At 69.5% G+C, this 23,625-nt stretch carries 20 protein-coding genes; 15 read left to right on the forward strand and 5 right to left on the reverse strand.

Annotation, left to right across the window (positions count from 1 at the left end):
• Window positions 1-88: 88 nt before the first annotated feature.
• From OG521_25930 to OG521_25945, 4 genes are all read left to right on the forward strand, one after another.
• Window positions 89-2,749, forward strand: coding sequence for an alpha/beta fold hydrolase (locus tag OG521_25930; GenBank protein WUW24022.1), 2,661 nt, complete (start codon window positions 89-91; stop codon window positions 2,747-2,749).
• Window positions 2,746-3,624 carry an ABC transporter permease subunit gene (locus tag OG521_25935; protein WUW24023.1) on the forward strand — a complete coding sequence of 293 codons (879 nt, stop codon included), beginning with the start codon at window positions 2,746-2,748 and terminating at the stop codon, window positions 3,622-3,624. Before OG521_25930 ends, OG521_25935 begins: the two co-directional genes overlap by 4 nt.
• 132 nt (window positions 3,625-3,756) lie before the next feature.
• Window positions 3,757-5,367: a von Willebrand factor type A domain-containing protein gene (locus OG521_25940; protein ID WUW24024.1), complete on the forward strand. Its 1,611-nt coding sequence runs from the start codon at window positions 3,757-3,759 to the stop codon at window positions 5,365-5,367.
• A 150-nt stretch (window positions 5,368-5,517) separates the two neighbouring features.
• Entirely contained in the window at window positions 5,518-6,030 is a 513-nt protein-coding gene (locus tag OG521_25945; GenBank protein WUW24025.1) for a DUF1772 domain-containing protein, read from the forward strand.
• Between the two features lie 65 nt (window positions 6,031-6,095).
• Here OG521_25945 and OG521_25950 read toward each other — a convergent pair whose 3' ends face one another.
• Window positions 6,096-9,098, reverse strand: a complete 3,003-nt coding sequence (locus tag OG521_25950) for a tetratricopeptide repeat protein (GenBank protein ID WUW24026.1) — start codon at window positions 9,096-9,098, stop codon at window positions 6,096-6,098.
• Between the two features lie 318 nt (window positions 9,099-9,416).
• Here OG521_25950 and OG521_25955 point away from each other — a divergent pair, with 318 nt between their 5' ends.
• Window positions 9,417-11,366 carry an AfsR/SARP family transcriptional regulator gene (locus OG521_25955; protein ID WUW24027.1) on the forward strand — a complete coding sequence of 650 codons (1,950 nt, stop codon included), beginning with the start codon at window positions 9,417-9,419 and terminating at the stop codon, window positions 11,364-11,366.
• A 28-nt stretch (window positions 11,367-11,394) separates the two neighbouring features.
• Here OG521_25955 and OG521_25960 read toward each other — a convergent pair whose 3' ends face one another.
• A complete protein-coding gene (locus OG521_25960) occupies window positions 11,395-13,353 on the reverse strand; it encodes an ABC transporter permease (protein ID WUW24028.1) in 1,959 nt (652 codons plus the stop codon).
• Window positions 13,353-14,120, reverse strand: coding sequence for an ABC transporter ATP-binding protein (locus OG521_25965; protein WUW24029.1), 768 nt, complete (start codon window positions 14,118-14,120; stop codon window positions 13,353-13,355). The genes OG521_25960 and OG521_25965 overlap by 1 nt, the downstream gene beginning before the upstream one ends.
• Window positions 14,121-14,938: 818 nt before the next feature.
• On the opposite strand from OG521_25965, the gene OG521_25970 reads away from it, so the two are divergent.
• From OG521_25970 to OG521_25985, 4 genes are all read left to right on the forward strand, one after another.
• On the forward strand, window positions 14,939-16,690 hold the full coding sequence (locus tag OG521_25970; GenBank protein ID WUW24030.1) for an AAA family ATPase: 1,752 nt from the start codon (window positions 14,939-14,941) through the stop codon (window positions 16,688-16,690).
• 148 nt (window positions 16,691-16,838) lie between these two features.
• Window positions 16,839-17,750, forward strand: a complete 912-nt coding sequence (locus OG521_25975) for a hypothetical protein (GenBank protein ID WUW24031.1) — start codon at window positions 16,839-16,841, stop codon at window positions 17,748-17,750.
• Window positions 17,751-18,084: 334 nt separating this feature from the next.
• The gene (locus OG521_25980; protein ID WUW24032.1) at window positions 18,085-18,531 is read left to right on the forward strand and encodes a winged helix-turn-helix domain-containing protein; all 447 of its coding nucleotides are present in this window, start codon (window positions 18,085-18,087) and stop codon (window positions 18,529-18,531) included.
• An 11-nt stretch (window positions 18,532-18,542) separates the two neighbouring features.
• Window positions 18,543-19,112 (forward strand): HD domain-containing protein, encoded by a 570-nt coding sequence (locus OG521_25985; protein ID WUW24033.1) that lies wholly within the window; start codon window positions 18,543-18,545, stop codon window positions 19,110-19,112.
• Here the strand turns inward: OG521_25985 and OG521_25990 are convergent.
• Window positions 19,100-19,573 carry an NUDIX domain-containing protein gene (locus OG521_25990; protein ID WUW24034.1) on the reverse strand — a complete coding sequence of 158 codons (474 nt, stop codon included), beginning with the start codon at window positions 19,571-19,573 and terminating at the stop codon, window positions 19,100-19,102. The genes OG521_25985 and OG521_25990 overlap by 13 nt on opposite strands.
• Entirely contained in the window at window positions 19,570-20,340 is a 771-nt protein-coding gene (locus OG521_25995; protein WUW24035.1) for a helix-turn-helix domain-containing protein, read from the reverse strand. Before OG521_25995 ends, OG521_25990 begins: the two co-directional genes overlap by 4 nt.
• Window positions 20,341-21,004: 664 nt before the next feature.
• Between OG521_25995 and OG521_26000 the strand changes: the two genes are divergently transcribed.
• Genes OG521_26000 through OG521_26025 form a run of 6 tightly spaced genes read left to right on the forward strand, consistent with a single transcriptional unit; the run spans window position 21,005 to window position 23,536 of the window.
• Window positions 21,005-21,268 carry a DUF6284 family protein gene (locus OG521_26000; GenBank protein ID WUW24036.1) on the forward strand — a complete coding sequence of 88 codons (264 nt, stop codon included), beginning with the start codon at window positions 21,005-21,007 and terminating at the stop codon, window positions 21,266-21,268.
• Window positions 21,265-21,717: a DUF5706 domain-containing protein gene (locus OG521_26005; protein ID WUW24037.1), complete on the forward strand. Its 453-nt coding sequence runs from the start codon at window positions 21,265-21,267 to the stop codon at window positions 21,715-21,717. The genes OG521_26000 and OG521_26005 overlap by 4 nt, the downstream gene beginning before the upstream one ends.
• Window positions 21,714-22,574, forward strand: coding sequence for a protein spdB (locus tag OG521_26010; GenBank protein WUW24038.1), 861 nt, complete (start codon window positions 21,714-21,716; stop codon window positions 22,572-22,574). Before OG521_26005 ends, OG521_26010 begins: the two co-directional genes overlap by 4 nt.
• Window positions 22,574-22,822 (forward strand): hypothetical protein, encoded by a 249-nt coding sequence (locus tag OG521_26015; GenBank protein ID WUW24039.1) that lies wholly within the window; start codon window positions 22,574-22,576, stop codon window positions 22,820-22,822. The genes OG521_26010 and OG521_26015 overlap by 1 nt, the downstream gene beginning before the upstream one ends.
• The gene (locus OG521_26020) at window positions 22,822-23,151 is read left to right on the forward strand and encodes a hypothetical protein (GenBank protein WUW24040.1); all 330 of its coding nucleotides are present in this window, start codon (window positions 22,822-22,824) and stop codon (window positions 23,149-23,151) included. Before OG521_26015 ends, OG521_26020 begins: the two co-directional genes overlap by 1 nt.
• A gap of 16 nt (window positions 23,152-23,167) precedes the next feature.
• On the forward strand, window positions 23,168-23,536 hold the full coding sequence (locus OG521_26025; protein WUW24041.1) for a DUF6251 family protein: 369 nt from the start codon (window positions 23,168-23,170) through the stop codon (window positions 23,534-23,536).
• The last annotated feature ends 89 nt before the right edge of the window (window positions 23,537-23,625 follow it).

Genomic DNA, 23,625 nt, shown 5'->3' on the forward strand with positions numbered 1-23,625 from the left:
CGCAGGACGTGCCGTACGCCTTGAGGAGGCCGGGCACTTCCGCCTGACGGCAGCGTAGGCGGGGCGGCGGGCCGCTTAGGGTCGACACATGGAGACCCCTATTGCGCGTACGTCCCGGTGGCGGCGCCTGCTGCCCCGCAGCCGAGGCCGGTGGGCGGCGGGCATCGCCGCGCTCGTCGTGCTGGCCGGGGCGGGCACCTGGACCGCCGTGGCCGACGACAGCGCACCGGCCGTGCACCGGCAGGACCGGATGATGCGCGTCGACGGGGTGTCCCTCGACACCTCGTACTTCACCACCGGCGGCACGCGGCGCAGGCCCGCCGTGCTCATCGGCCACGGCTTCGGCGGCAGCAAGGCCGAGACCCGGGCCCAGGCCGAGAAGCTGGCCGCCGACGGGTACGCCGTCATGACCTGGTCCGCCCGCGGGTTCGGGAAGTCCGGCGGCAAGATCTCGCTCAACGCACCCGACCGCGAGGTCAGGGACGTCTCCCGGCTGATCGACTGGCTGGCCGGCCGGCCCGAGGTCCAGCTCGACCGCAAGGGCGACCCTCGCGTCGGCGTGACGGGGGCCTCCTACGGCGGCGCCGTCTCGCTCCTGGCCGCCGGGTACGACAAGCGCGTCGACGCCATCGCCCCGGAGATCACCTACTGGAACCTCGCCGGGGCACTCTTCCCCGACGGGGTGTTCAAGAAGCTCTGGGCCGGCATCTTCGTCACCTCCGGCGGCGGCTGCGCGAACTTCGAGAAGCAGCTCTGCGACATGTACGAACGGGTCGCCGTCAGCGGGAAGCCGGACGCCGCCGCGCGGGCGCTGCTCACCGAACGCTCCCCGAGCGCCGTCGCCGACCGCATCAAGGTCCCCACGCTGATCGTGCAGGGACAGACCGACTCCCTCTTCCCGCTCGGCCAGGCCGACGCCATGGCCGGGGCCATCAGGGCCAACGGCGCACCCGTCGCCGTCGACTGGATCGCCGGCGGGCACGACGGCGGCGACATGGAGACCGGCCGGGTGCAGAAGCGGGTCGGGTCCTGGTTCGACCGCTATCTGAAGGACGACAAGGGCGCCGACACCGGACCCGCCTTCCGCGTCACCCGGACCGGCGGCATCGACTCCACCGACGGAGCAGCCCTCACCCGCGGCGCGAGCAGCGCCACCTACCCCGGGCTGACCAGCGGCGGGGAGACCGTCGAACTGCGCGGCGGCACACAGAAGTTCAGCAACCCCGCCGGGGCCAGTCCGCCCGCCATCTCCGCCGTTCCCGGCGTCGGCGGCGGTCTCGCCCAGCTCTCCACGCTCGGCGTCGGCCTCTCCATCGACTTCCCGGGCCAGCACGCCACCTTCGACTCCGCCCCTCTCACCACCTCCCGCCGCATCACCGGCTCGCCCACCGTGCGGGTCGACGTGAAGGCGGGGCAGGGCGACGCGGTGCTGTTCGGCAAGGTGTACGACGTCTCGCCGGACGGGAAGCAGCAGGTGCTCCCGTCCCAGCTCGTCGCCCCCTACCGGATCACCCCCGAGCAGCAGGGCAAGCCGCTCGAACTGACGCTGCCCGCCGTCGACCACGAACTCGACTCCGGCCACCGCCTGCGTCTCGTGCTCGCCGCCACCGACCTCGGCTACGCCTCCCCGGCCGCGCCGACCACGTACACCGTCTCCCTCGACGGGCCACTGACCATCCCCACCGCCCCCGGCCTGAAGACCGCGTCGGCCACCCTGCCCTGGTGGACCTGGGGGCTGCCGGCCGCCGCCGTCGTGATCGCCGCCGCCCTGCTGCTCACCGCCCGGCGCCGGACCGCCACCCCCGCGCCCGACCCCGCACTCACCGACGTACCGCTGCAGATCACCGGGCTGTCGAAGAAGTACGCCAAGTCCGCCGACCGGTACGCGGTGCGCGAGCTGTCCTTCCGGGTGGAGAAGGGACAGGTGCTCGGGCTCCTCGGCCCCAACGGCGCCGGAAAGACCACCACCCTGCGCATGCTGATGGGGCTCATCACGCCCGACGACGGCGAGATCCGCGTCTTCGGGCGGGCCATCCGGCCCGGCGCCCCCGTGCTGTCCCGGGTCGGTTCCTTCGTCGAGGGCGCCGGATTCCTGCCGCACCTGTCCGGCCGCGCCAACCTGGAGCTCTACTGGCAGGCCACCGGGCGGCCCGCCGGGGACTCCCACATCGAGGAGGCCCTGGAGATCGCCGGGCTGGGCGACGCCCTGGCCCGTGCCGTCCGTACGTACTCGCAGGGCATGCGGCAGCGCCTCGCCATCGCCCAGGCCATGCTCGGCATGCCGGACCTCCTCATCCTGGACGAGCCGACCAACGGACTCGACCCGCCCCAGATCCGCGAGATGCGGGACGTGATGATCCGGTACGCGGCCGGCGGCCGTACGGTCATCGTCTCCAGCCACCTGCTCTCCGAGGTCGAGCAGTCCTGCACCCACCTGGTGGTCATGGACCGGGGCCGGCTCGTCCAGGCCGGACCCGTCGCCGAGATCACCGGATCCGGGGACATGGTGCTGGTCACCTCCGCCGAGGAGATCACCGAACCGCTCGTCGAGAAGATCGCCGCGCTCGCCGGGATCGGCTCCGCCGTCCGCACCGACGACGCGCACGGACTGCTCGTCCGGCTCGACGGCGCCACCTCGCCGCAGCTCGTCACCGAACTGGTGCGCCTGGACGTGCCGCTGACCGGTGTCGGACCGCACCGCCGCCTGGAGGACGCGTTCCTCACCCTGATCTCCGGAGGCTCCGCATGAGTACCGCAGCCGAAGTCGCCGAGGCCCCCGAGGCGCCCGGATACCGCGCCCGGCGCACCCTCCCGCTGCGCGTGGAGGCGGTACGCCAGCTGCGCAGGCGGCGCACCCTGCTGATGGGCGGGGTGCTGGCCGCGCTGCCGTTCATCCTGATCATCGCGTTCGCGATCGGCGGCACCCCGGACGGCGGGCCGGGGGGCGGTGAGCGGCTCACCCTGATGGACACCGCGACGGCGTCCGCGGCGAACTTCGCGGCGACCTGCCTGTTCGTCTCGGCCGGGTTCCTGCTGGTGGTCCCGGTAGCGCTGTTCTGCGGCGACACCGTGGCCTCCGAGGCGAGCTGGTCCTCGCTGCGCTATCTGCTGGCGGCGCCCGTGCCCCGGGCCAGACTGCTGTGGAGCAAGCTCGTCGTGGCGCTCGGCTTCAGCCTCGCCGCGATGGTGCTGCTGCCGCTCGTCGCACTGGCTGCGGGAGCGGCCGCGTACGGCTGGGGCCCGCTCGAACTGCCGACCGGCGGAGCACTCGCCACCGGGGACACCGTGCCCCGGATCGCGCTCGTCGTCGCCTTCATCTTCGTGTCGCAACTCGTCACCGCGGGACTGGCGTTCTGGCTGTCGACCAAGACGGACGCCCCGCTGGGCGCGGTGGGCGGCGCGGTCGGGCTGACCATCGTCGGCAATGTGCTGGACGCCGTCACCGCGCTGGGCTCCTGGCGCGACTTCCTGCCCGCCCACTGGCAGTTCGCGTGGGCGGACGCGCTCCAGCCCGACCTGGAGTGGGGCGGCATGGCGAAGGGCGCGGCCATCTCGGTGACGTATGCCCTGATCCTGTTCGCCTTCGCCTTCCGTGGGTTCAGCCGTAAGGACATCGTGTCCTGACCTTGACATTCCGCCGGACCTCCGCCTTCCGTTGCCGCATCGAGATCCTTCCGCAACGTCTTCGCCGAGTCCGGCGCCCCCGCTCGCACGTCACATTCACAAGTGGTGACACGACGACACTGGGGGTAGGGGATGGAACGCCGGACACGGCTGTACCGGGGAGCGGTGGGGCTGTTCCTCGCCGGGGGCGTGCTGCTCACGGGCTGCTCGGGGGGCGGGACGTCCCACGACACGAGCGCCGCCGAACGCGGCAAACGGGCGCCCGCGCCCGCACCGGCCGCCACCGGCGGGTCCGCGGCCGGCGGGGCGGCCGAGGACGGGGCGAAGGACGCGTCCGGAGCGGAGAAGTCCGACCGGCTGAGAGAGTCCGCCCCGCCCGACTACCTCTCCACCTTCGCGCTGGACGTCGACACCGCCTCGTACGGCTACGCGCGCCGCACCCTCGACGACGGCAGGCTGCCGGCCCCGGAGACCGTACGGCCCGAGGAGTTCGTCAACAGCTTCCGCCAGGGCTACCGGCGCCCGGCCGGCAACGGCTTCACCGTCTCCGTCGACGGCGCACGGCCCGGCGGAGGCCAGGACGAGGGCGGTGGCTGGTCCCTGGTGCGGGTCGGCCTGGCCACCAAGGCCGCGCCGACCAGCGCCGAACGGCCTCCCGCCGCCCTCACCTTCGTCGTCGACATCTCCGGCTCGATGGCCTCGCCCGACCGCCTCGGACTGGTGAAGACCTCGCTCGGCATCCTCACCGACGAACTGCGTGACGACGACTCCGTCTCCCTGGTCACCTTCAGCGACGAGGCGAAGACCCTGCTGCCGATGACCCGGCTGCGGGACCACCGCGGAAAGATCCACGACGCCGTCGACTCCATGGAACCCACCGACTCCACCAATGTGGCGGCGGGTGTCCGGCGCGGCTACGACGAGGCGGTCGACGGCCACCGCAAGGGCGCCAACAACCGTGTCGTCCTGCTCTCCGACGCCCTGGCCAACACCGGCGAGACCGACGCCGAGGCCATCCTGGAGCGGATCGACTCCGCCCGCCGCGAGTACGGCATCACCCTGTTCGGCGTCGGTGTCGGCAGCGACTACGGCGACGCCTTCATGGAACAGCTCACCAACAAGGGCGACGGCCACACCACGTACATCGCCGACGAGGAACAGGCACGCAAGGTCTTCGTCGACCAGCTGCCCGCGCACCTCGAACTGACGGCGCGCGACGCCAAGGCACAGGTCGCCTTCGACCCGAAGACCGTGGAGAAGTTCAAGCTGATCGGGTACGAGGACCGCAAGGTCGCCGACGACGACTTCCGCGACGACAGCGTGGACGGCGGCGAGATCGGCCCCGGACACACGGTGACGGCGCTCTACGCCGTGCGGCTGCGGGACGGGGCCTCGGGCCGTGTGGCGACCGCGACCGTGCGCTGGCTCGACCCCGCCACCCGGGCCCCGCACGAGCGGACGGGCTCGGTCGGGACGGGCGCGATCGACGGCGAGTTGTGGGGCGGCCGCAGTACCCGGCTCCAAGTGACCGCGGTGGCGGCCTACTTCGCCGACAGCCTGCGCGGCGGCGCGCTGCCGGGCGCGCCCGGACTCGGCGAACTCGCCACCAGGGCGCGTGAGCTGGCCCGGACGACGGAGGACGACTCGGTGGCGAAGCTGGCCGAGGCGATCGGCCGGGCGGACCGCCTCAAGGGCGGCCGCTCCGACACCGGAAGCGGCACGGGAGAGGGCGAGATGGACTGAGCGCCGCCGCGCCGCACCACACCAACTCGTCGGTGACCTCGGACAGGGCGACCTCGGTCACATCCAGCTTCACGTCATGCGTCGCGAACCGGTCGTACAGGCCTGCGAAATCGGGCGGTGCGGCCGGTCCGGGCACGCCATGATGGGCCCATGGACTCCCTGTTCCTGACTCTCGCCGTGATCACGACCGGCCTCTACGCCGGCTTCATGCTGACGTTCCTCGTCGCGATCATGCCCGGTCTTGCCGCCCTGTCCGACGAAGCCTTCGCCGCGGCGATGCGCCGCTTCAACGAGAAGGTTCCGGGGCCCGCCTTCCTGGTCCTCTTCCTCGGCGTGATCGCCTTCCCGGCCGTCGCGGCCTTCACCGAGTACGGCGAGGACGGCTGGGCGCTGGTGGCCGTGGCGCTGGTCTGCGCCGTGGTCTCGCACCTCGTCACGATCGCCGGGAACATCCCGCTGAACCAGGCCCTGGCGCAGTCGGAGAGGGAGCCCGGAGGAGGCGGTGAGCCAGGGGGCGGTGGCGGCGACAGTGCCGCCGAGCCAGGGGACGGCGGCGGCGACAGTGCCGCCCGTACCGCCTTCGAGGCCCGCTGGAATGCCCTGCACCGCTTCCGTACCGCGCTCTCGCTGGCCGCCTTCGTCCTGCTGGCCTTCGCGGGCTGACGAGACGCCCCGGCGGGGGGACGAGACGCCCGGCGGGGGGACGAGCGGGTGGCAGCCGCGGCGGCTCAGCTCTCCAGGATCAGGGCCAGCTCCTCGGCCGCGACCGGCCCGGAGTCCGGCGCGCCGACCAGGGCGACCGCACGGTCCATCCGGTCCCGCCAGATGCGCGCGCCCAGCGCGTCGAACACCTCGCGGGCCGCGAGCAGCCGGCTCGCCGGGTCGGAGGCGCCGTGCACGGCCAGGGCGAAGCCGACGTCCGCCTCGATCCGGGCCTGAAGGAAGCGGTCCTCGACCTCCTCGGCCGCTTCGAGGGCCTCCCGCAGCACGGTCTGCGCGGCCTCCGTCCGGCCCTGCCGCCAGCTCGCCTCGCCGATGCCGCGCAGGGCGTGCGCCTCGCCGAGCCGGTCGCCGTCCTCGCGGGTGAGCTCCAGCACCTTGTAGCAGACCTCCTGGGCACGGGCCGGATCACCCTGCCGCAGCAGGGCCTCCGCCATCCGGTAGGTGTTCTGCGTCTCGCCCCGTACGGAGCTGGCCTCCCGGCTCTTGGCGATCGCCTCCGTGCACAGCGCCATGCCCGCACGGACGTTTCCGCGCTCCAGTTCGAGCTGGGCCAGCAGCCCCAGGACATGGGATTCACCCGCGGTGTCGCCCGCCTGACGGAACCCCTCCAAGGACTCCCGCGCGCCGCGCGCGGCCTCGTCCAGCTCACCGGAGAAGCGGGCGCACAGCGCGAGGTTGCGGAGTGTCACCGCCCGTCCGTGGACCTCGCCGCACGCGTCGAAGAGCGTCAGGGAGCGCAGCAGCCAGGACCTCGCCTCCTCGTACCGGCGCTGGTAGATCGCCAGCGTCCCCAGTGAGCGCAGCATCGTCGCCTCCCCGAGGCGGTCCCCGGTGCGTTCCGCGGCGGCCAGCGCGTTCTCGGCACAGGAACGCCAGTCCTCCAGGTAGTTCTTCGCCTCGAAGAGCGTCGTGCTGTTGACGGTCAGGCCCCAGGCGTACGCCGAGCGGTCGGTGCCGGAGGCCTGGCCGATGACATCTGCGAGCGCGGTCCGCTCCGACTCGAACCACATCATCGGATCGTCCAGCAGCTCGTCCACCAGATCCGTCGGCAGGGGAAGTCTTCGCACCGGTCCGTAAACCACCGAGTGGCCGCCGCCGTAGGCGCGTTGGCGGGCCGAGTCGGCGAGCGTCAGCCAGCCGCCGTACGCCCGCTCCAGCGCGGCCCCACGTTCCTCCTCGCTCTCCTCGTCCTGCGCGCGCTCCCAGGCGAACAGCCGCAGCAGGTCCTGGAACCGGTAGCGGATGCCGGGACCGGAGGAGTGCGCCACCTCAAGGAGCTGCGCGTCCACGAACTGCTCGATGAGGTTCTCCGCCTCCACCGGATCGGTGTCGAGGAGGGCCGCGCCGACCCAGGCCGCGAAGTCGGGCACGGCCAGCAGCCCGAGCCGCCGGTACAGCTTCCGCGCGGCGGGCGGCAGATCGCGGTAGCTCAGCCGGAACCCGGCGCGCACGCCCCCTTCTCCGGGGCTCAGCTCGTCCAGCCGCCGCCGCTGGTCCTCCAGCCGGCTGACCAGCGTCCGTACCGACCAGTGCGGCTTGGCGGCCAGCCGGGCGCCGGCGATCCGCAGGGCCAGCGGCAGCCGGTCGCAGAGTTCGCCGAGACGTGCGGTGGCGGCCGGGTCGACGCCGATCCGGTTGCCGCCGGCGATCCCGGCGAGCAGCGCGGTCGCCTCGTCCGCGGCCATCGCGTTGAGCCCGATCTGCAGCACGGCGTAGTCACCGAGCAGCTCGTCCATCGGGTCGCGGCCCGTGATCAGCACGCAGCAGCGGCCGTTGCCCGGCAGCAGCGGCCGGATCTGCTGGAGCGAACGGGCGTTGTCGAGCACGATCAGCACCCGCTTGCCGCCCAGCACGCTGCGGTAGAGCGCGGCGCGTTCGCCGGGGTCGGCGGGGATCTGCGGCGCGGGCACGCCCAGCGCGCGCAGGAACCGGTCGAGCGTGGTGGCGGGGGAGACGGGATCGTCCAGCTCGTCGTACCCGCGCAGATCGGTGAAGAGCTGCCCGTCGGGGAAGCGCGCGGCGATCCGGTTGGCCCAGTGGACGGCGAGTGCGGTCTTCCCGACGCCACTGATGCCGCTGATGGCCGCCATGGCCAGGGGCGACCGGCCGAGCCGTTCGTCCAGCATCCGCTCCAGCGCGCCCAGTTCCCGGGACCGGCCGGTGAACGAGGCGGACTCGACAGGGAGTTGGCACGGTACGCCGGGCGCGGGCGCGGGCGCGGGCGCGGGAGCCGGGCCGGCCGGGGGCTGGGTGAGCTCCGGCGAGTCCCGCAGGACGAGATCGTGCAGCCCCTGGAGGACCGGTCCGGGCTCGATGCCCATCTCCTCCACCAGGAACCGCCGGCCCTCCCGGAAGGCGGCCAGTGCCTCGGCCCGCCGCCCGGAACGGTACTGGGCCAGGATCAGATGGGCCCTCGCCTGTTCGCGCAGCGGGTGCTCAGCGACGAGTGCGGAGAGCTCGGGAACCAGGGCGTGGTGGTGGCCCAGCTGGAGCCGCAGCCCGGCGTACTCCTCGTGCACGTCCAGTCGCAGCCCCTCCAGCCTGCCGGCCTCCTGCTCGACCCGGACACCGGTGACACCGTCCAGCGCCCGGCCGCGCCAGAGGGACAGCGCCTCCGCGAAGATGTCGCAGGCCTCGGCGGTCTGCCCGCCGCGGGCCGCCTCGCGGGCGCGGCCCACCCGCTCCTCGAAGTCGACAACGTCGATGCGGTGGGCGCGGGCGATGAGCGTGTAGCCGGGGTGAGCGGTCACGATCAGGTCGCTGCCGCCGGTCGCCGCTCTGAGGACCTTGCGCAGCGCGGCCACACAGATGGCGATCTGGTTGCGCGCGGTGGCCGGTGCGCCGTTCGGCCACACGGTGTCGATGAGGCTGTCCACCGAGACGACCCGGCCCGGCGCGAGCAGAAGCATCGTCAGGACGGTGCGTTGCCTCGGCCCCCCGAGAGCGAGTGAACTGCCGCCGAACCGTACGTCCAACGGTCCCAGAAGCCGGAAGGCGATCTGCTGCATCTACGGCCCCCTGGCTCACCTTGCACCCCCCGGTGCACCTTCCCTGCATTGTCATCGGACGTCTGCCGCGGGGCCACCTCTCACATCGCCGTACGACGACGGTATCCGGCCATCGAGTGTCCCGGCTGCGCAACGGGTTTCGACGCACGAAAGAGCGTGCCGTATAGAGCGGCCGTGGCTCCGGCATAGGACCTGCGCAAGTCTGTGGGCACTGATATCTCAAGCACGGCATCGAAATCACATCAAAATCGGGACAACACAGCCGTTCGGCAGGGTGACCGGCACAGCCGGATCACGACCATCGCCGAACGGGGAGCCATGGAATTCCACTTGCTCGGGCCGGTCGAGGCCAGACGTGAGGGTCTGCGTATCGCCGTCCCGGGAACGAAGATGCGCACGGTGCTGGCAGCGCTTCTGCTGGCCAGGGGCCGGGTGGTGCCGGATTCCCGGCTCAGCGCGCTGCTGTGGGGTGCGGACCCACCGGCCACGATGAGCGCCCAGATCCACACGTACGTCTCGCGGCTGCGCAAGCTCCTGGAACCCGAGGTGTCCCTGGAGCGCCGGGCGCCGGGGTACGTGATCGTCACGACCGGCTGCCTGCTCGACGTGGTGGAGTACGAACGGCTGGACCGGTCCGGCCGGCAGGCGCTCCAGGACGGGCGTTACGACGCGGCCGGCACCCTGCTGCGCAATGCGCTGGATCTCTGGCGCGGCCCCGCCCTCGCGGATGTCACCGAATTCCTTGAGGAGGAAGAGGCTCCGCACTGGCAGGAGGAGTACGCGGCCACGCTGGAAAACCGGCTGGAAGCCGATCTCGCACTCGGCGGACACCAGCGGATCACCGCCGAACTCATCCGCCTGGTCGTCGAATTCCCGCTGCGCGAGCGCATGCGGGCCCAACTGATGACGGCCCTGTACCGGTGCGGCCGGCAGTCCGAGGCGTTCCAGGTGTTCGACGAGGGCCGGGAGTTGCTCGCTGACGAACTCGGTGTCGACCCCGGCCACGATCTGCGGGAGGCCCATCAGGGGATTCTGTGCGGCAACTTGGCCTGGGCGCCCGAGCCCGGGACGGCCGTCGGTGCCGGTGTCGGTACCGGTGCCGATGTCGGTGTCGCACGGGCCGTACGCGCGCTCGCCTCGGCTCCGGCTGGGCACGTGCTCGGCGCGGCTCCGGCCGGGCTCGCGGTCGTCCGCTCCGGCTCCGATGACCGTCCGCCCGCCATGCTGCCGCCGGACATCGCCCCGTTCACCGGCCGGGAACGCGAACTGGCCGTCCTGCGGGCCCTGCTCGCCCCGGGCGACGCGCAGGACGCTCCGAAGGCGCGGCGCTGCCTGATCACCGGGATGGCCGGGGTCGGCAAGACCGCCCTCGCCGTGCGCGCCGCCCACGCGGCCCAGGAACACTTCCCCGACGGGCAGCTCCACGCCGAACTCGTCGGCCGTGACGGGAGACCCGAGGACCCGCGCCGGGTTCTCGCCGGGCTGCTGCGGGCGCTCGGGCACGAGGTGTCCGAGCGGGTCTCCCACGACCTCGACGAACTCGTCCGGATCTACCGCACCCGCACGGCCGGCCGCCGGCTGTTGGTCATCCTCGACGGCGCGGTGGACAGCGACCAGCTCGACCCGCTGCTGCCCGCCAGCGCCCACTCCGCCACCCTGGTCACCGGAAACAGCCACCTCGTCGTGTCCACCGGACCTGTCACCCTCGCGGTCGGGCCGATGGACGACGACGCGGCGCTGGAGCTGCTCTCGGCCCTGGCCGGTGCCGCACGGGTGGCCGCCGACCCCGAGGCCGCCGCCCAGCTCGTCGGCCACTGCGCCGGGCTGCCACTCGCCCTGCGGATCGCGGGGGCAAAGCTCGTCTCCCGGCCGCACTGGTCGCCGGCCCGGCTCGCCCGGCGCCTCGCCGACCCCGGGGCCCGGCTGAGCGAGCTGAGCTTCGGGGGCCTCGACGTCGACCGGACCCTGCGGGACTGGCTCCGACGCACGGACGGCGCCGGCCGCACGGTCCTGTCGAAGCTGTCCGTCCTCGGCGAGCGACCGTTCTCCGCAGCCGCGGCGGCCACCGTCCTCGGCCTCCAGGACCAGCGCGCCGAGGACCTGCTGGAGGAACTGGCCGACAGCTCCCTCATCGAGCCCGCCCGCCCGCCGAGAGGAACCGACGCCACGGGCGCCGGCCCGCTGCAGTACCGCTTCCACCGGCTCGTCCTGCTGTGCGCGCAGGCACCCGTCGTGCACCGGCCCTTCCCCGCCGCGCTGGCGAGCTGACGCCGCCGGCGGACCTCTGCGGCGGGTGCTACTGCCGGACGCCGGCCAGGTCCAGGGCGCGGGCGCGCAGCGCCAGCCGGGCCGGGAGGACGCTGGAGACGAGCGCGAGGGCGAGCGCCGCCAGCGCGCTGGCACCGATGGCCGTCCACGGCAGGCTCAGCGAGAGCGCCGAACCGGCGTCCAGGACGCGGCGGTTGATGAGCATCAGGCTCGCGGCCTGGGTGCCGGTGGTGACGAGTACGGCGAGCACGGTCGCGGTCGCGGCGGTCAGGACCGCCTCCACCCCGACCATGGACAGGACCTGCCGGTCGTTGCCCCCGGTCAGCCGGAGCGTGGCGAAGTCCCGCAGCCGGTCGCCGGTGGACATCATCATCGTGTTGATGATGGCGATCAGCGCGTAGAGCAGGGCCGGCCCCAGGATGGTGATCATGGTGATCCAGTCGCTGCGGGCCCGCGGGTCGTCGTCGCCGCTGCCCCACTCCGCGGCGGGAGTGACCTTCGCCCCGTCGGCGGCGGCCAGTGCCGGTGCGGCGCCGGAGCCGGTGGAGACGAACGCGGCGGTGGGCTGCTCGTCACCCGTCAGGTGCGCCGCCACCGAGGCGTACGGGAGCAGCACTTCGGAGAGGCTGAGCGGCGTCTCGACGAGGGCGACCACCTTCACGGTGAGGGGGGTGCCGTCGGCCATCGCGGCGTCCAGGCGGTCGCCGACCCGCCAGTCGTGGGATGCGGCGAGGTCGCTGGAGACCGCGACGGACGCGCCCTTCAGCGCGTCGAGCGAACCCGCTTCCGTCTTCAGCTTCCAGGTCGCGGCCGCGTCGCCGTCGATGGCGGTGGCCGCGACGGTCCCGCCGGTCATGCCGCCGCCCAGGTCGGAGACGAGCGTGGGGCGGACGGTGGTGGTCCGGCCGTCGGGCAGGTCCCGCAGATGCCGCACCGCGGCGTCGGAGAGCCTGGACCCGTCCTCCGGTTCGACCACGTACTGCGCGCTGAGCGCCGCACGTGACTGCTGGGCCCTGGCCTCGCCGAAGGCGAGCGTGGAGCCCACCACCGTGCCGCTCAGGCCGATCACCAGGAAGACCGGGGTCGCGGTGGAGACCGTCCGGCGCACCGCGGCCAGCGCGTTCTGCCGCGCCAGCATCCCGACCGCGCCCGCCGCCAGCGGCACCGGCAGGGTCAGCAGCCGGACCAGTGGAGGGACGAGCACCGGGGCGAACAGCGCGAGCCCCATGATGGCCATGACGTCGATCAACAGCGCCCAGACCGGCAGGTTCTGCGGGTCACGCAGCTGCGGGTCCTGCTGCATGCCGGGCGGCATGGTGGCGAACAGGGCCACCACCGTGCCGAAGAGCGCCAGGTAGGCGACGGCCCACACCCAGCGGCCGGCCGTCATCACCCTGCCGTCCACCGCGGCCGCGTTCAGCGCCTCGACCGGGCGTACCCGGCCGGCGCGGCGGGCCGCCGCGTAGGCGCCGAGCACCGCCACGCCCACCTCGACCGCCGAGGCGATCAGCAGCGGCCCGGCCGAGAACTCCACGGTGAAGCCCTCCGGGGCGGCGCCGCGGGCGACCAGCCACCGGGCGAAGAGCGGTGCGAGCACCGGGCCCAGGAGCGAACCGGCGACCGCGGCGACGAGCGAGACCAACACCGACTCGCCGATCACCAGCAGCCTGATCTGCCGCGGGGTGGCGCCGACGGCCCGCAGCAGAGCCGTCTCGCGGCGCCGGCCCGCGACGGCGAAGGCGAACGTCGACGCCACGACGAACAGCGACACGAAGCCGGACATCCCGGCCATGAACGTGAGGAGCTTCTTCAGGGACGGCGCCGTCGGGTCGTTGTTCTCCAGCCCCGCCGACGTGCTGACGAGCAGGCCCGACGCGGCGATGAGCGCCACGCCCAGGGTGAGCGCGACGAACGAGCCGGCGAAGCCGGTCCACCGTTTGCGCAGCGTGGCCACCGCGACGGGAACCAGGAGGGAGGACTTCCCCATCACTCGCCACCGCCCACACGTGCGGGCGCCGTGTCCGCTTCCAGCAGGGCCATGTGCTCGGCGACACCCTGCGCGGTCGGCTCCCGCATCTCACCGGTGATGCGTCCGTCGACGAGGAAGACCACCCGGTCCGCGTACGAGGCGGCGACCGGGTCGTGCGTCACCATGATCGTGGTCTGCCCCTGGTCGTCCACCAGGGACCGCAGCAGCTTCAGCACGGTCCGGCTGCTGCTGCTGTCCAGGGCACCGGTGGGCTCGTCGGCGAACAGGACCGCGGGCGCCGTGATCAGCGCGCGGGCGATGGCCACCCGCTGCTGCTGGCCGCCGGACAGCTGCGAGGGCAGCCGCTTGGCGCGCTCGCCGAGTCCCACCTGGGCCAGGGCGGCCCGGACCTCCGCGGAATCGGGCCTGCGGCCCGCGAGCCGCAGGGGGAGCCCCACGTTCTGCTCGGCGCTCAGCGCGCCGAGCAGGTTGAACGCCTGGAAGATGAAACCGATCCGGTCCCTGCGCAGTTCGGTGAGGGCCTTCTCGCCGAGCGTTCCGAGATCGACGTCGTCGACGACCACCCGGCCCGAGTCGGGCCGGTCGAGTCCGGCCGCACACTGCAGCAGCGTGCTCTTGCCCGATCCGGACGGCCCCATGATCGCGGTGAGGGTGGTGCGTTCGAAGCCCACGGAGATCTCGTCGAGGGCACGCACCGCCGCGGAGGTGCCGGCCCCGTAGCACCTGCTGACCTGTTCGAGCCGGACCGCCTGAATGTCTGTCATGCGTCAACGCCTTCAAGTGATGTCGTGCTGGTCCGATGAACTCGCCGTGCCCGTGGAGCCGGTTCAGTAGCCGCCCCATCGGTCCGGCAGATCCTGCCCGGCCGCTTCGGGGAACGGATCCAGCCGTCCCGGCGGGGTGTCCGGGGTGTCCGGGGAGTGCGGGGAGTCCTCGCTGTCATCCCCGAGGGGGCGCAGCTCGTCCGTTTGTGCCGGGCGGAGTGGCGGCCGTGTCGAGTGGCGTGTTCTTGACCGTGGTCGTGGGACGGAGCGGGCACTTCATCGAATCTCCCTTGAGGCGGTTGCCCGGGCAGCACCGCCAGATTCCCCCGCCCCTCTATGACGCCCCTACATCCGCGTGCCGGGGCCGGGCAGCGGCGCGGCCCGCCGCTTACGCGCTCGCTACACGCACCTCGCTACCGTGCTGTGACCTGCAAAAAAGGCCCTCCCGAAGGAGGGCCTGACGACGTACGGGCGGTGCGCCCCCGGCAGGACTCGAACCTGCGGCCAAGCGCTTAGAAGAGAGTGTCTCTCTCACGCTGGTTCAGGGCCTTGACCTGCGAAGTAGCGGTGAGTCCCAGTCCGCCGATCCGCTTCATCCCCGTGTATTCACCGGAGGATGCGATTCCGCCCATCGCACCGCCTCGCCGACGGCGAGGCCACTGTCAGGCACCCCGACCGGGGTGCAGGGGGTAAAGGGCGGTGCACTCTGCAGATCCCACCGTCCCTGCTGCCTCCTTTAGGCCAAATGGGCGGTACGGAGGCCCTCGACGGGCGATGATGGTGCGGCTAGGCCATGAGCTATCTCTACCTAAGAGCGGATGCCTGTGAGCAGAGTCTTTCTTCGCGGTTTTGGGCTTTCCAACTATCGAAGCTTCGGTCCCAATCCGCAGGTTGCCGGGCCATTTGGTGAGGTTAACCTTCTAGCCGGACAGAATAATGCTGGAAAATCCAATTTTCTGCGCGCAGTGGATAAGGTACTGAATACCTCGGGTGCCATCGGTTTTGGCGGCCTGGATGCTCCAGATAGTGCAACACGCGATGACGTTTTCACATACTCGACCCCAATTGACGTCACTTCGGAGGAGATACGTAAGGCCTTCCCTAATCTGCCAGAGCGAATCGACCAGTCGGCCGCTGGGATTTTCCTCATGCAGCTAATGCGGCATCCATCCTTGCACCCAAACGGGAGTAGCGACACTTGGTTTCGTTTCACTGCCGATCGGAACCTAGACAGCTCTCTTCTTGCGGAGATTGCTACCCCGGACAAATATAGTGCTTCGGTGCAGACGGCCATGGATCTCACTTCCAGCTATGTGCATGGAAACCCTGTCTCCTCAACCATAGAAAACGTACGAAAGCTGTTCATCACGCTTTTGTCTGAGCAGCAATCAGATCTTCCCTCGTGTGTCACGATCGAAGCGTTTAGAAGAATCACCCCGGACGACATTGCTGGAACGTACGACGGGGCCGGTCTGCTCGGGAGGTTGCAGCAGCTGCAGAATCCTCCGGCGCCCTCTTACAAGGCCGATTCTGCCCGATTCCTGGCGATCAATGAATTCCTCAGGAGCATTCTGGGAGACTCCCAGGCCAGGCTCGAAGTTCCATACGGGGCTCAGACCGTCAACGTGCATCATGACGGGAAGGTGCTGCCACTTGAGCACCTGGGGACAGGAATTCATCAGGTGGTCATTCTGGCAGTCGCGGCAACGGTTCTAGAAGGCAAGGTTATTTGCATTGAAGAGCCTGAGGTGCACATGCACCCCGCCTATCAAAGGAAACTCATCAGGTACCTGTTCAGTGAGACCACAAATCAGTACTTGATCGCGACCCACTCGGCTCATCTATTGGACTACAAGCGTTCAACGATCGTTCACGTTACTCATGACGGCCAGAAAAGTACGCTGGCGCCAGCGGCGACGCCAGCGGAGCTATCTGATGTCTGCGTGGACCTTGGCTACAGGCCATCCGATATCTTGCAGACCAATGCGATTATCTGGGTGGAAGGACCCTCTGATCGAATCTATTTGCAGCATTGGATCTCGCAAGTCGAGCCAGAACTTATCGAAGGCCTGCATTACTCGATCATGTTTTACGGGGGAAGGCTGCTGAATCACCTCACCGCAGAAGATCGTGAGGTTACAGATTTTATCGAGTTGCGTCGACTGAATCGCTATACATCAATCCTTATTGATAGTGACAAGACGTCATCGCGTGCCAGAATATCCGCCACGAAGAAGCGAGTGATTGATGAATTCGAAAAGGGAGTAACTACTGGGTGCGCCTGGGTAACGGAGGGGTACACGATCGAAAACTATGCGCCGCCTGGGATACTCGCGAATGCTGTGGCAGATACGCACCCTAGTGCTCCACCCGCGGTATGGAACGGCGAGCGCTGGTCGAACCCGCTTCTTCTGCGTAAGCGATCCGGGGAGATCTTCCCTGTGGATAAAAATAAGATTGCTCGTTTCGTATGCCGCGAGTGGAAAGAGTTGCCTGATGCTAGGTCTCACCTATCGAAGCAGATTGCGAAACTAGTGGAATTTATTGAGGCCGCTAACCAGCACATGTAATTCGGCCGACCGTCGAGTGCGGGACGACCCTTAGATGGCTTGTTATGTCAGCCACTTGCGCTCGAACTGACCGGGAGTTCGCCTTAGGGAGGTGAGGTGTGAGCGCAATTACCTCAGGCGGATAGGCGATGAGACGGAGGGCAGCGAAATGCAGGTTGAGGTGATTTCCGCACTAATTGGTGCAGCGGTGGCATTACCGGCTTCGGGGGTGGCGTACGCGGTGGGGCGTCATCAAGCGGCAGCGACGATATCCGCCGCGCGCACACAGGCGGCAGCGGGGCAGAAGCAATGGCGCGATAATAATCGTCGTGCAGCTTGGCTCGCGTTCGTGCGCTCAGTCGACGAGGTGTCCGAGGCGGTGGACGGATTGGTCAATGGTAGGGAGCTTCGCGGCACTCCGATGGAGAATTTCGCAGCCGAGCTCAAGGAAAAGCTAGCAGATGTGGAATTTGAAGGCCCCGCAGAAATTTGGCGCATAGGGCAATGTCTGGTGAATGATCTGACTGAGAGGGCACTCCTTTCGGTGTTCATAAGGCCATACGCCAATGCGCAGCATAGGTTTGACGGATTGCTAGCTGAGGCGCAACAGGGAATGATGATTTCCGTTCCGAGTGATGCGTCAAATCGATTCCGACGATTGATTAGGGCCGGGCACGCTCTGGAGGCCCTCTCGGGGGCGCGCAACACGGCTCCCTCGTTGCCACCGTCAGATAGTTTGATGGAAACGGCCATGTTGATGATGTCCCCATTTATTCAAAGCGCCGGGAGGGAGGCCCGTGAGCCCTTGTCTCGTATTGCCCGGGGGGTCGTATCGCTTGTTCTAACTGCGACCAGGGACACCCCTGTACCATTTTATGAAGCGCAACGAGTTCTTAGGGAATGTGATGAGTTCAGTGATGAGGAAATTGCTGCACTCCTTGTTGGTAATGCCTCGCGAATGATTCCTTCCTTTGAGGGGCTTCTGGGAAGGTCGCGTAATTCCTTCCGTGAGGCTCGACGGAAATTTATTCAGGAAACGGACAAGCATCTGGATGCGCGGTTGCCTGTGCGGCGGCAGTAGGGTTGCGGGGAGGTTCGCCGAACAGGCGCGTGAATTGGTCTTTACCCAGATTAATCGAAAGTGAATGAGATGGTAGCTCCGCAGAGCATTGTCCTTCGGTCTCGTTCGGACTTTTAGCGGCGAGGGGTGCCGCGCTCTGCTTCGTGCTCAATATCAGGGATACCCGAGGGGGAGGGTGCCTACGCTGAAGTGGGCGGCTTGACGCGCGAGAGACCTTGGTGGTGACCGCGTGCTCGATGCCGACTCACCTAATCCCCCGGCTCGTTGGCCAGCTCCTGATCTCGCGCGGTGACGTGCGACCCTGACAGAACCGAAGTACGTGAAAGGAGGTGCCGTGCCGGAAGTGAGTCCGCGCGGAACCTATCTGCTCATCGCCGATGCGCTGCGGAAGGACATCGAGCACGGGCAACTCAAGGGCAGCGGCCTGCCGTCGGAGGCAGCTCTGATGAAGGCCCACGATGTCTCCCGCAACACCATCCGCCGCGCGCTCAAGACGCTGGAGTCCGAGAGGCTGATCACGTCCGTGCCGGGGGCCGGCTGGCGCGTGTCCAGGGCCCCCATCCCGCCTCTTGTCGAGCGTTTGACCGCAGTCATCACGGAGGACTCGCTCGCAGTCGGCGACAGATACCCGTCAGAGGCGAACCTTTGCGAGCGCTTCGGGGTGTCGCGGACTGCCGTGCGCCACGCTCTTGCACAGATGGGCGGAACCGGTCTGCTCGCCACTGTGCACGGCAAGGGGCGGACAGTGCGCGCCCTTCCGGCCACCCGAGAGGAGCCATAGCCTTGCCTTCCATGGGGCTTACTGAGTGGGCATACTCGCTCTCCGAATCAATGCTGGCCGAACCGCTGCCGCGTCGCTGGGCGCACTCCCTCGGGGTCGCCAAGCGGGCACGTTCCCTCAACCCGATCCTTGGTCGCGAAGCCGAGTTGCTGGAGGCCGCCGCCGTTCTGCACGATGTCGGTTACTCCCCGTCCATCGCCACCACCGGCTTCCACCCGCTCGACGGGGCCCGGTTCCTCCGAGACCAGGAGGGCGCCGACGAGCGGGTCGTCCGGCTCGTGGCGCATCACTCCTGCGCGCTCCTGGAGGCCGAAGAACGGGGACTGCGGCATGAGCTGGAGACCGAGTTCGAGCTAGAGCAGCCTGAGCTGGTCGATGCACTCATCGTGTCGGACATGACCACTACCCCGGACGGCGGCCACACGACGCCGGCGGCCCGACTGGAAGAGATCGTGCAACGGTACGGGCCGGACACCATCGTTGGCCGCTTCATCCAGCGAGCGGCGCCGGAGATCCACGCAGCCACGGCACGGGTGGAGGGCCGGATGGCCCTTGTCCCGGCCGACACTCAGCCGATGTAGGGCTCATTACGTGACTCGTCCAGGGCGTGCTGGATTCGCAGGCGCATGGATGGGTGGATGTTGAGTTCAGCGAGGTCCGCCGGGTCCACCCAGCGGACCTCTTTGGATTCACTGCTCGTGCGGAGGTCTCCGCCTACCGGGTGGGCCCGGAAGCAGATAGAGAACTGCTGCCGCACCTCGCCATCTGTGTACGCGAGCACGTGCTCCGGGTCGGTGTAGAGCCCGACAATGCCGTCTACCTCGACCTCGATTCCGGTCTCCTCGTTGACCTCGCGAACGGCCGTTTCAGCGATGCGCTCGCCGATGTCGTGGCCGCCCCCGGGCAATGCCCACAGATCGTTGTCGGTCTTGTGAATGACCAGGAGCCTGCCCGCGGCGTCGAGCACGGCGGCCGTGACTGAGGGCACCACTGAGTTGGCCGCAGGGGCGTTGGGGTCACGGAAATAGTCGACTCGGCTCATGTGTCTGGAGCTCCTAGGTCAGTGGGCGAGGAGATGGGCCGCGCAGTCTCCCAGACCCGTTCAACGCTTTCGGCGTACGAGTCGAACAGCTCACCCCCGGGGACGCGTTGGATGTGCAACACCGGCGCCATGTACGCGCCTACGCCGTACAGGTGGCCGTTGGCGAGCATCTCGTCATCGGCTCGGTAGATCGAGTTGTAGAGCGTGGTGGAGTGGAGTCGGAACTCCACCCCTGGGAGCTGGAACAGTGAGGCGTAGTTGACCAGCGCGTTGCGAATCTTGCTGCCCATCGCGCCCCCGATTCCCTCGTCCTCGCCGCGCACAGCGACGGCCGCGGACTCGGGGTCCCCGAGCATGAATCGGATGCGGGCGCCGGTCGCCGACTTTTCCTTGACGATCTGGTGGAATGCCGCGTCCTCGGTGAGCCAGAAGCCCGAGTAGACGAGTAAGTCAAAGTGTCGTGAGGCTCGGGCGTAGAGCTGCGACCACAGGCGGTTCGGTACCACGGAACGGTGGGGGTAGAGCTTGATCAGCTCAGCATTCCCAGCCTCTGTTACCTGCGCTGATGTGCGCTCGTCCGGCCAGAGGTAGGACATCTCGCACCGCAGTAGCGAGGCTGCCGCGTACTTGAAGCGGTGGTACGGCTGCCGTTTCGGCTCATTGACCCAGCGTTCGACCGTCTTGGCCGACACGCCTAGCTGTTCTGCGACTTGATCGAGCGATAAGCCGCTCTTGGTGATCGCGCCGCGCAGCCGCTCATTCGCCATGCCGCGCTCTCCCCTCAGTGGGACGACTTGGGACGACTTCACCGTAGTCAAGTCGTGCACCAGCCGTACAGGTACGGAGTCCAACGTCTCTACCGCAGCGGCCAAGCTGAAGGCACATCGACGGACAGGCGCGGCAACCCCGAAGAGTGAATGGGCTTGACGCCGCGAATCCTTCTCCGCATGATGAGGGACAGGTACTACATGTACCTCTCCGGATTTCGGTCCGGCGAGAGGTGCTGCATGTGCAGAGGGCGGGGACGCTGCAATCCCGCTAAAGGCCAGGTAGGACGCAATGGGCTTCGGCCCGACTGGCGAGGTGGCCCGGCGACCGCGAGCAACGGCCGGCGAGTGGGGACGTGATCCCCCTTGCAGTGCTTGATCCCGACCGACCGCGACAGAAGAGGAGTCCTGATGAGTCGCCGAAGTATGTGGGCGGCGTCCGTGCTGGACCGGCATGGGCGGCCTGCCCCTCGCGTCATCGCCTGACCTGGCCTTGAGTGGCCGGTTGCCTCCCCCGCCCGTCCGACCTCACGGGGTCGTACGGGCGGGGCAGAGGGGAGCCGGAACACCCTTTCCCGCTTCACCCGCAGACGGCGCGCGGCCCCGGTGGTGACACACCGGGGCCGCTGTTCTGGGCCGTCCTACCGCTAGGAGAAAACGACCCATGAAGACCATCGTTGCACTTCAGGCCACTGTTACGGCCGCCTCGCTCGACTTCGAGCCGTCGGCCGCCGAGCTGGACGCGATCGAGCTGGAGATGCCGCTCATCCGGGCGGAAGTCGAGTTGCTGGACGCGCAGATCATGACCATTGACCGGCCGGCGAACGAGCTGGACATGCGGCGGGTCCGGAGGGCGGGCCGCAAGGTGCTGGCCGCCCGCCGTGCGCTGGCGAACGCCGCGTCGCAGGTTCCGGGGGTGGGGGCATGAGCACCCTCACTCCTCACCAGGCTCTCATCGCCGCGCACGCCGAGGTGAAAGCCGAGATCGCGCGGACCGACACCAAGACGGGTCTGCTGCTGGCGTTCGTCGGCGCGCTTCTGGCCGGTGCCTGGACCGTCGCCAAGGACGCGCCGCTGAACCTGCCCGCCTACGTGGCCGGGGGGATCGGGATGGGGCTGCTGGTCGCGGCGGCCGGTCTGCTGCTGCGGTCGGTCCGCCCGAACCTTGGCGGCCGGCACGGCTTCCCGTTGTGGGCCACGCTCACCGCGGAGCAGATCCCCGCCACTCTGTCCGGGAACCTCAGCGCGGACATCGCTGGCCTGTCCCGGCTGGCCGTCACCAAGTTCACCGGCCTGCGCCGCGCAGTCGATCTGACCTGCGCGGGCGGTGCCCTGCTCGTCCTCGCCGCTCTGATCACCCTCGGGGGTGCGGCATGAGGGCCAAGACCGTTCTGCCGGCCGTCGCGATGACGGCGGTGTCCATGGTCCTCACCCTGGCCGTGGTGATGATGTGGCTGGGCACGGCGATGCCGTGGCCCGTCGCCCTGGTCGTCGGTCTCGGGATCGACGGCGGGTGGCTGGCCACCCTCGCCTACGAACGCCGCCTGGCCGCTCAGGGCGACCACAGCAACGCGGTCACCGCAGTCGGCTGGGCGTTCGGCCTCATCGCGACCGGCGTCCTGGTCGCCCACGCACTAACCGCCGAGGAGTCCGCCAGCGCGTGGCTGGCCGTGGCCTGGCTCCCCGTCGCGGCCAAAGCCTTGTGGCTGGTACACGGGCTGTGGGAACAGACCGCGCTCACCCCGACCGCGCTGGGCTCCATCCGAGGCATCCAGCAGGAGGCCCGCGACGAAGCAGCCGTGGCCCGCGCCCGACTGCGGGCCGAGGCCGCGACCGAGGAGACCCGCCTGACGGCCGTGACACAGGCCGGATCACGCGTCGCACGCGTCCAGGCCAAGACCGCCGACACCCTCTCCCGGGCCTGGTCGACGCTGGAGACAGCACGCAACGGCGAGGACACCGGACGGGCACTGACCAGCGTGACGACCCCCGTCACACCCGGCGTCACACCCCGATGGGAACTCCCGGTCTGGGGGCCCACCGAGCCGGTATCTGCGCTCGCGCTGGAAGCGGTGCCCGCCCTCACGGACGAGGCGCTGGACGTGCTGGTCGACCAGATCCATCACAGCGAGACGCCCGCTCTGTCGTACCGCGAGATGGCCACCCGGTTCCGGACCGCCGGCCACTCCGCATCCGAGGTGCGACTGCGGGCGGCATGGAAGCGGGTGGCGTGATGGAGCACTTCGTAGCGGGCGTCCACCCGACCAACAACGCCGCCGAGGTCAGCACCTTGGTGACGTGCAAGCGGTGTGGTGACACCAAGCTCGCGTGGAAACGGTCGGCACGCACCGGCAGGTGGTACCTGACGGACGTCCAGAAGTGCGACCGCTGGTACACCCGGCAAAGCCCGGTGTTCCGCTACTTCGTTCTGGCCCGGCTGCCCCACCGCTGCCCGGCCACGACGGGCCAGGCGATCGAGTGATGGCCACGCTGCCCGAGTTCCGGTGGCGCCTGGCCCCGGACGGATACGCGACCCGCAGGCAGCTGCGGGCGTTGGGGCTGCGACCCGGCGGACAGGACGTCGCCGCCGTGCTCCACCGCCCGCGCCGCCGCCGCGCCCCGCTGCTCGCCTACCTCTACCGCATCGACCACGCCAAGCCCGTACGCCCCATGACGCCGGGCCGTGCGGCTGCGCTGGCCAAGGCCATGCGGGCCCGCCGTACCTGCCCGAACTGCCGCCGGGATGCCGGGTACTGCATCCCGCGGTCGCTCGGCATGTGCGTGACCTGCCACGACTCCCCGAACGGCTGACCCGGAAGGACCCGGCATGGACCCGAACCTGCCCGCACACCGCCCGCTGTCCGTCGTGCAACTCCCGGACGGCACCTACACCTACGCCGACCCACAGTCCCTGCCCGTCCAGCAGGCGCCGCAGCAGATCGTCCAGCACATCCACCACGCCCCGCCAGACCGCACCGTGCAGCGCATCGCGCTCGGTTCCGGCGTCGGCGCCGGGGCCGTCGCGGCCGGCGTGTACTTCGGCCCGCTGCTGGTCGGTGTCCTTACCGCCATCGCCGCGAACCTCGCGATGCTGGCATTCCTCGCCGCTGTCATGGCGTGGGGGGTGGTCACGGTCGTGAAGTCCGTTAGCGGCACCGGCAGCAAGGCGGCCTCCAAGTCGCTGCGACGCCGGTAACCGTCCCTCCTGAACACCCGAAGGCCGTGGGCGGCCCACAGGGCGCCTGAACCCCCTTCCGGGTGGGTCGAGACCCCCCGGGCCGTGTG

It is taken from the genome of Streptomyces sp. NBC_01463 (assembly GCA_036227345.1).
In the GTDB taxonomy this organism is placed as follows: Bacteria; Actinomycetota; Actinomycetes; order Streptomycetales; family Streptomycetaceae; genus Streptomyces.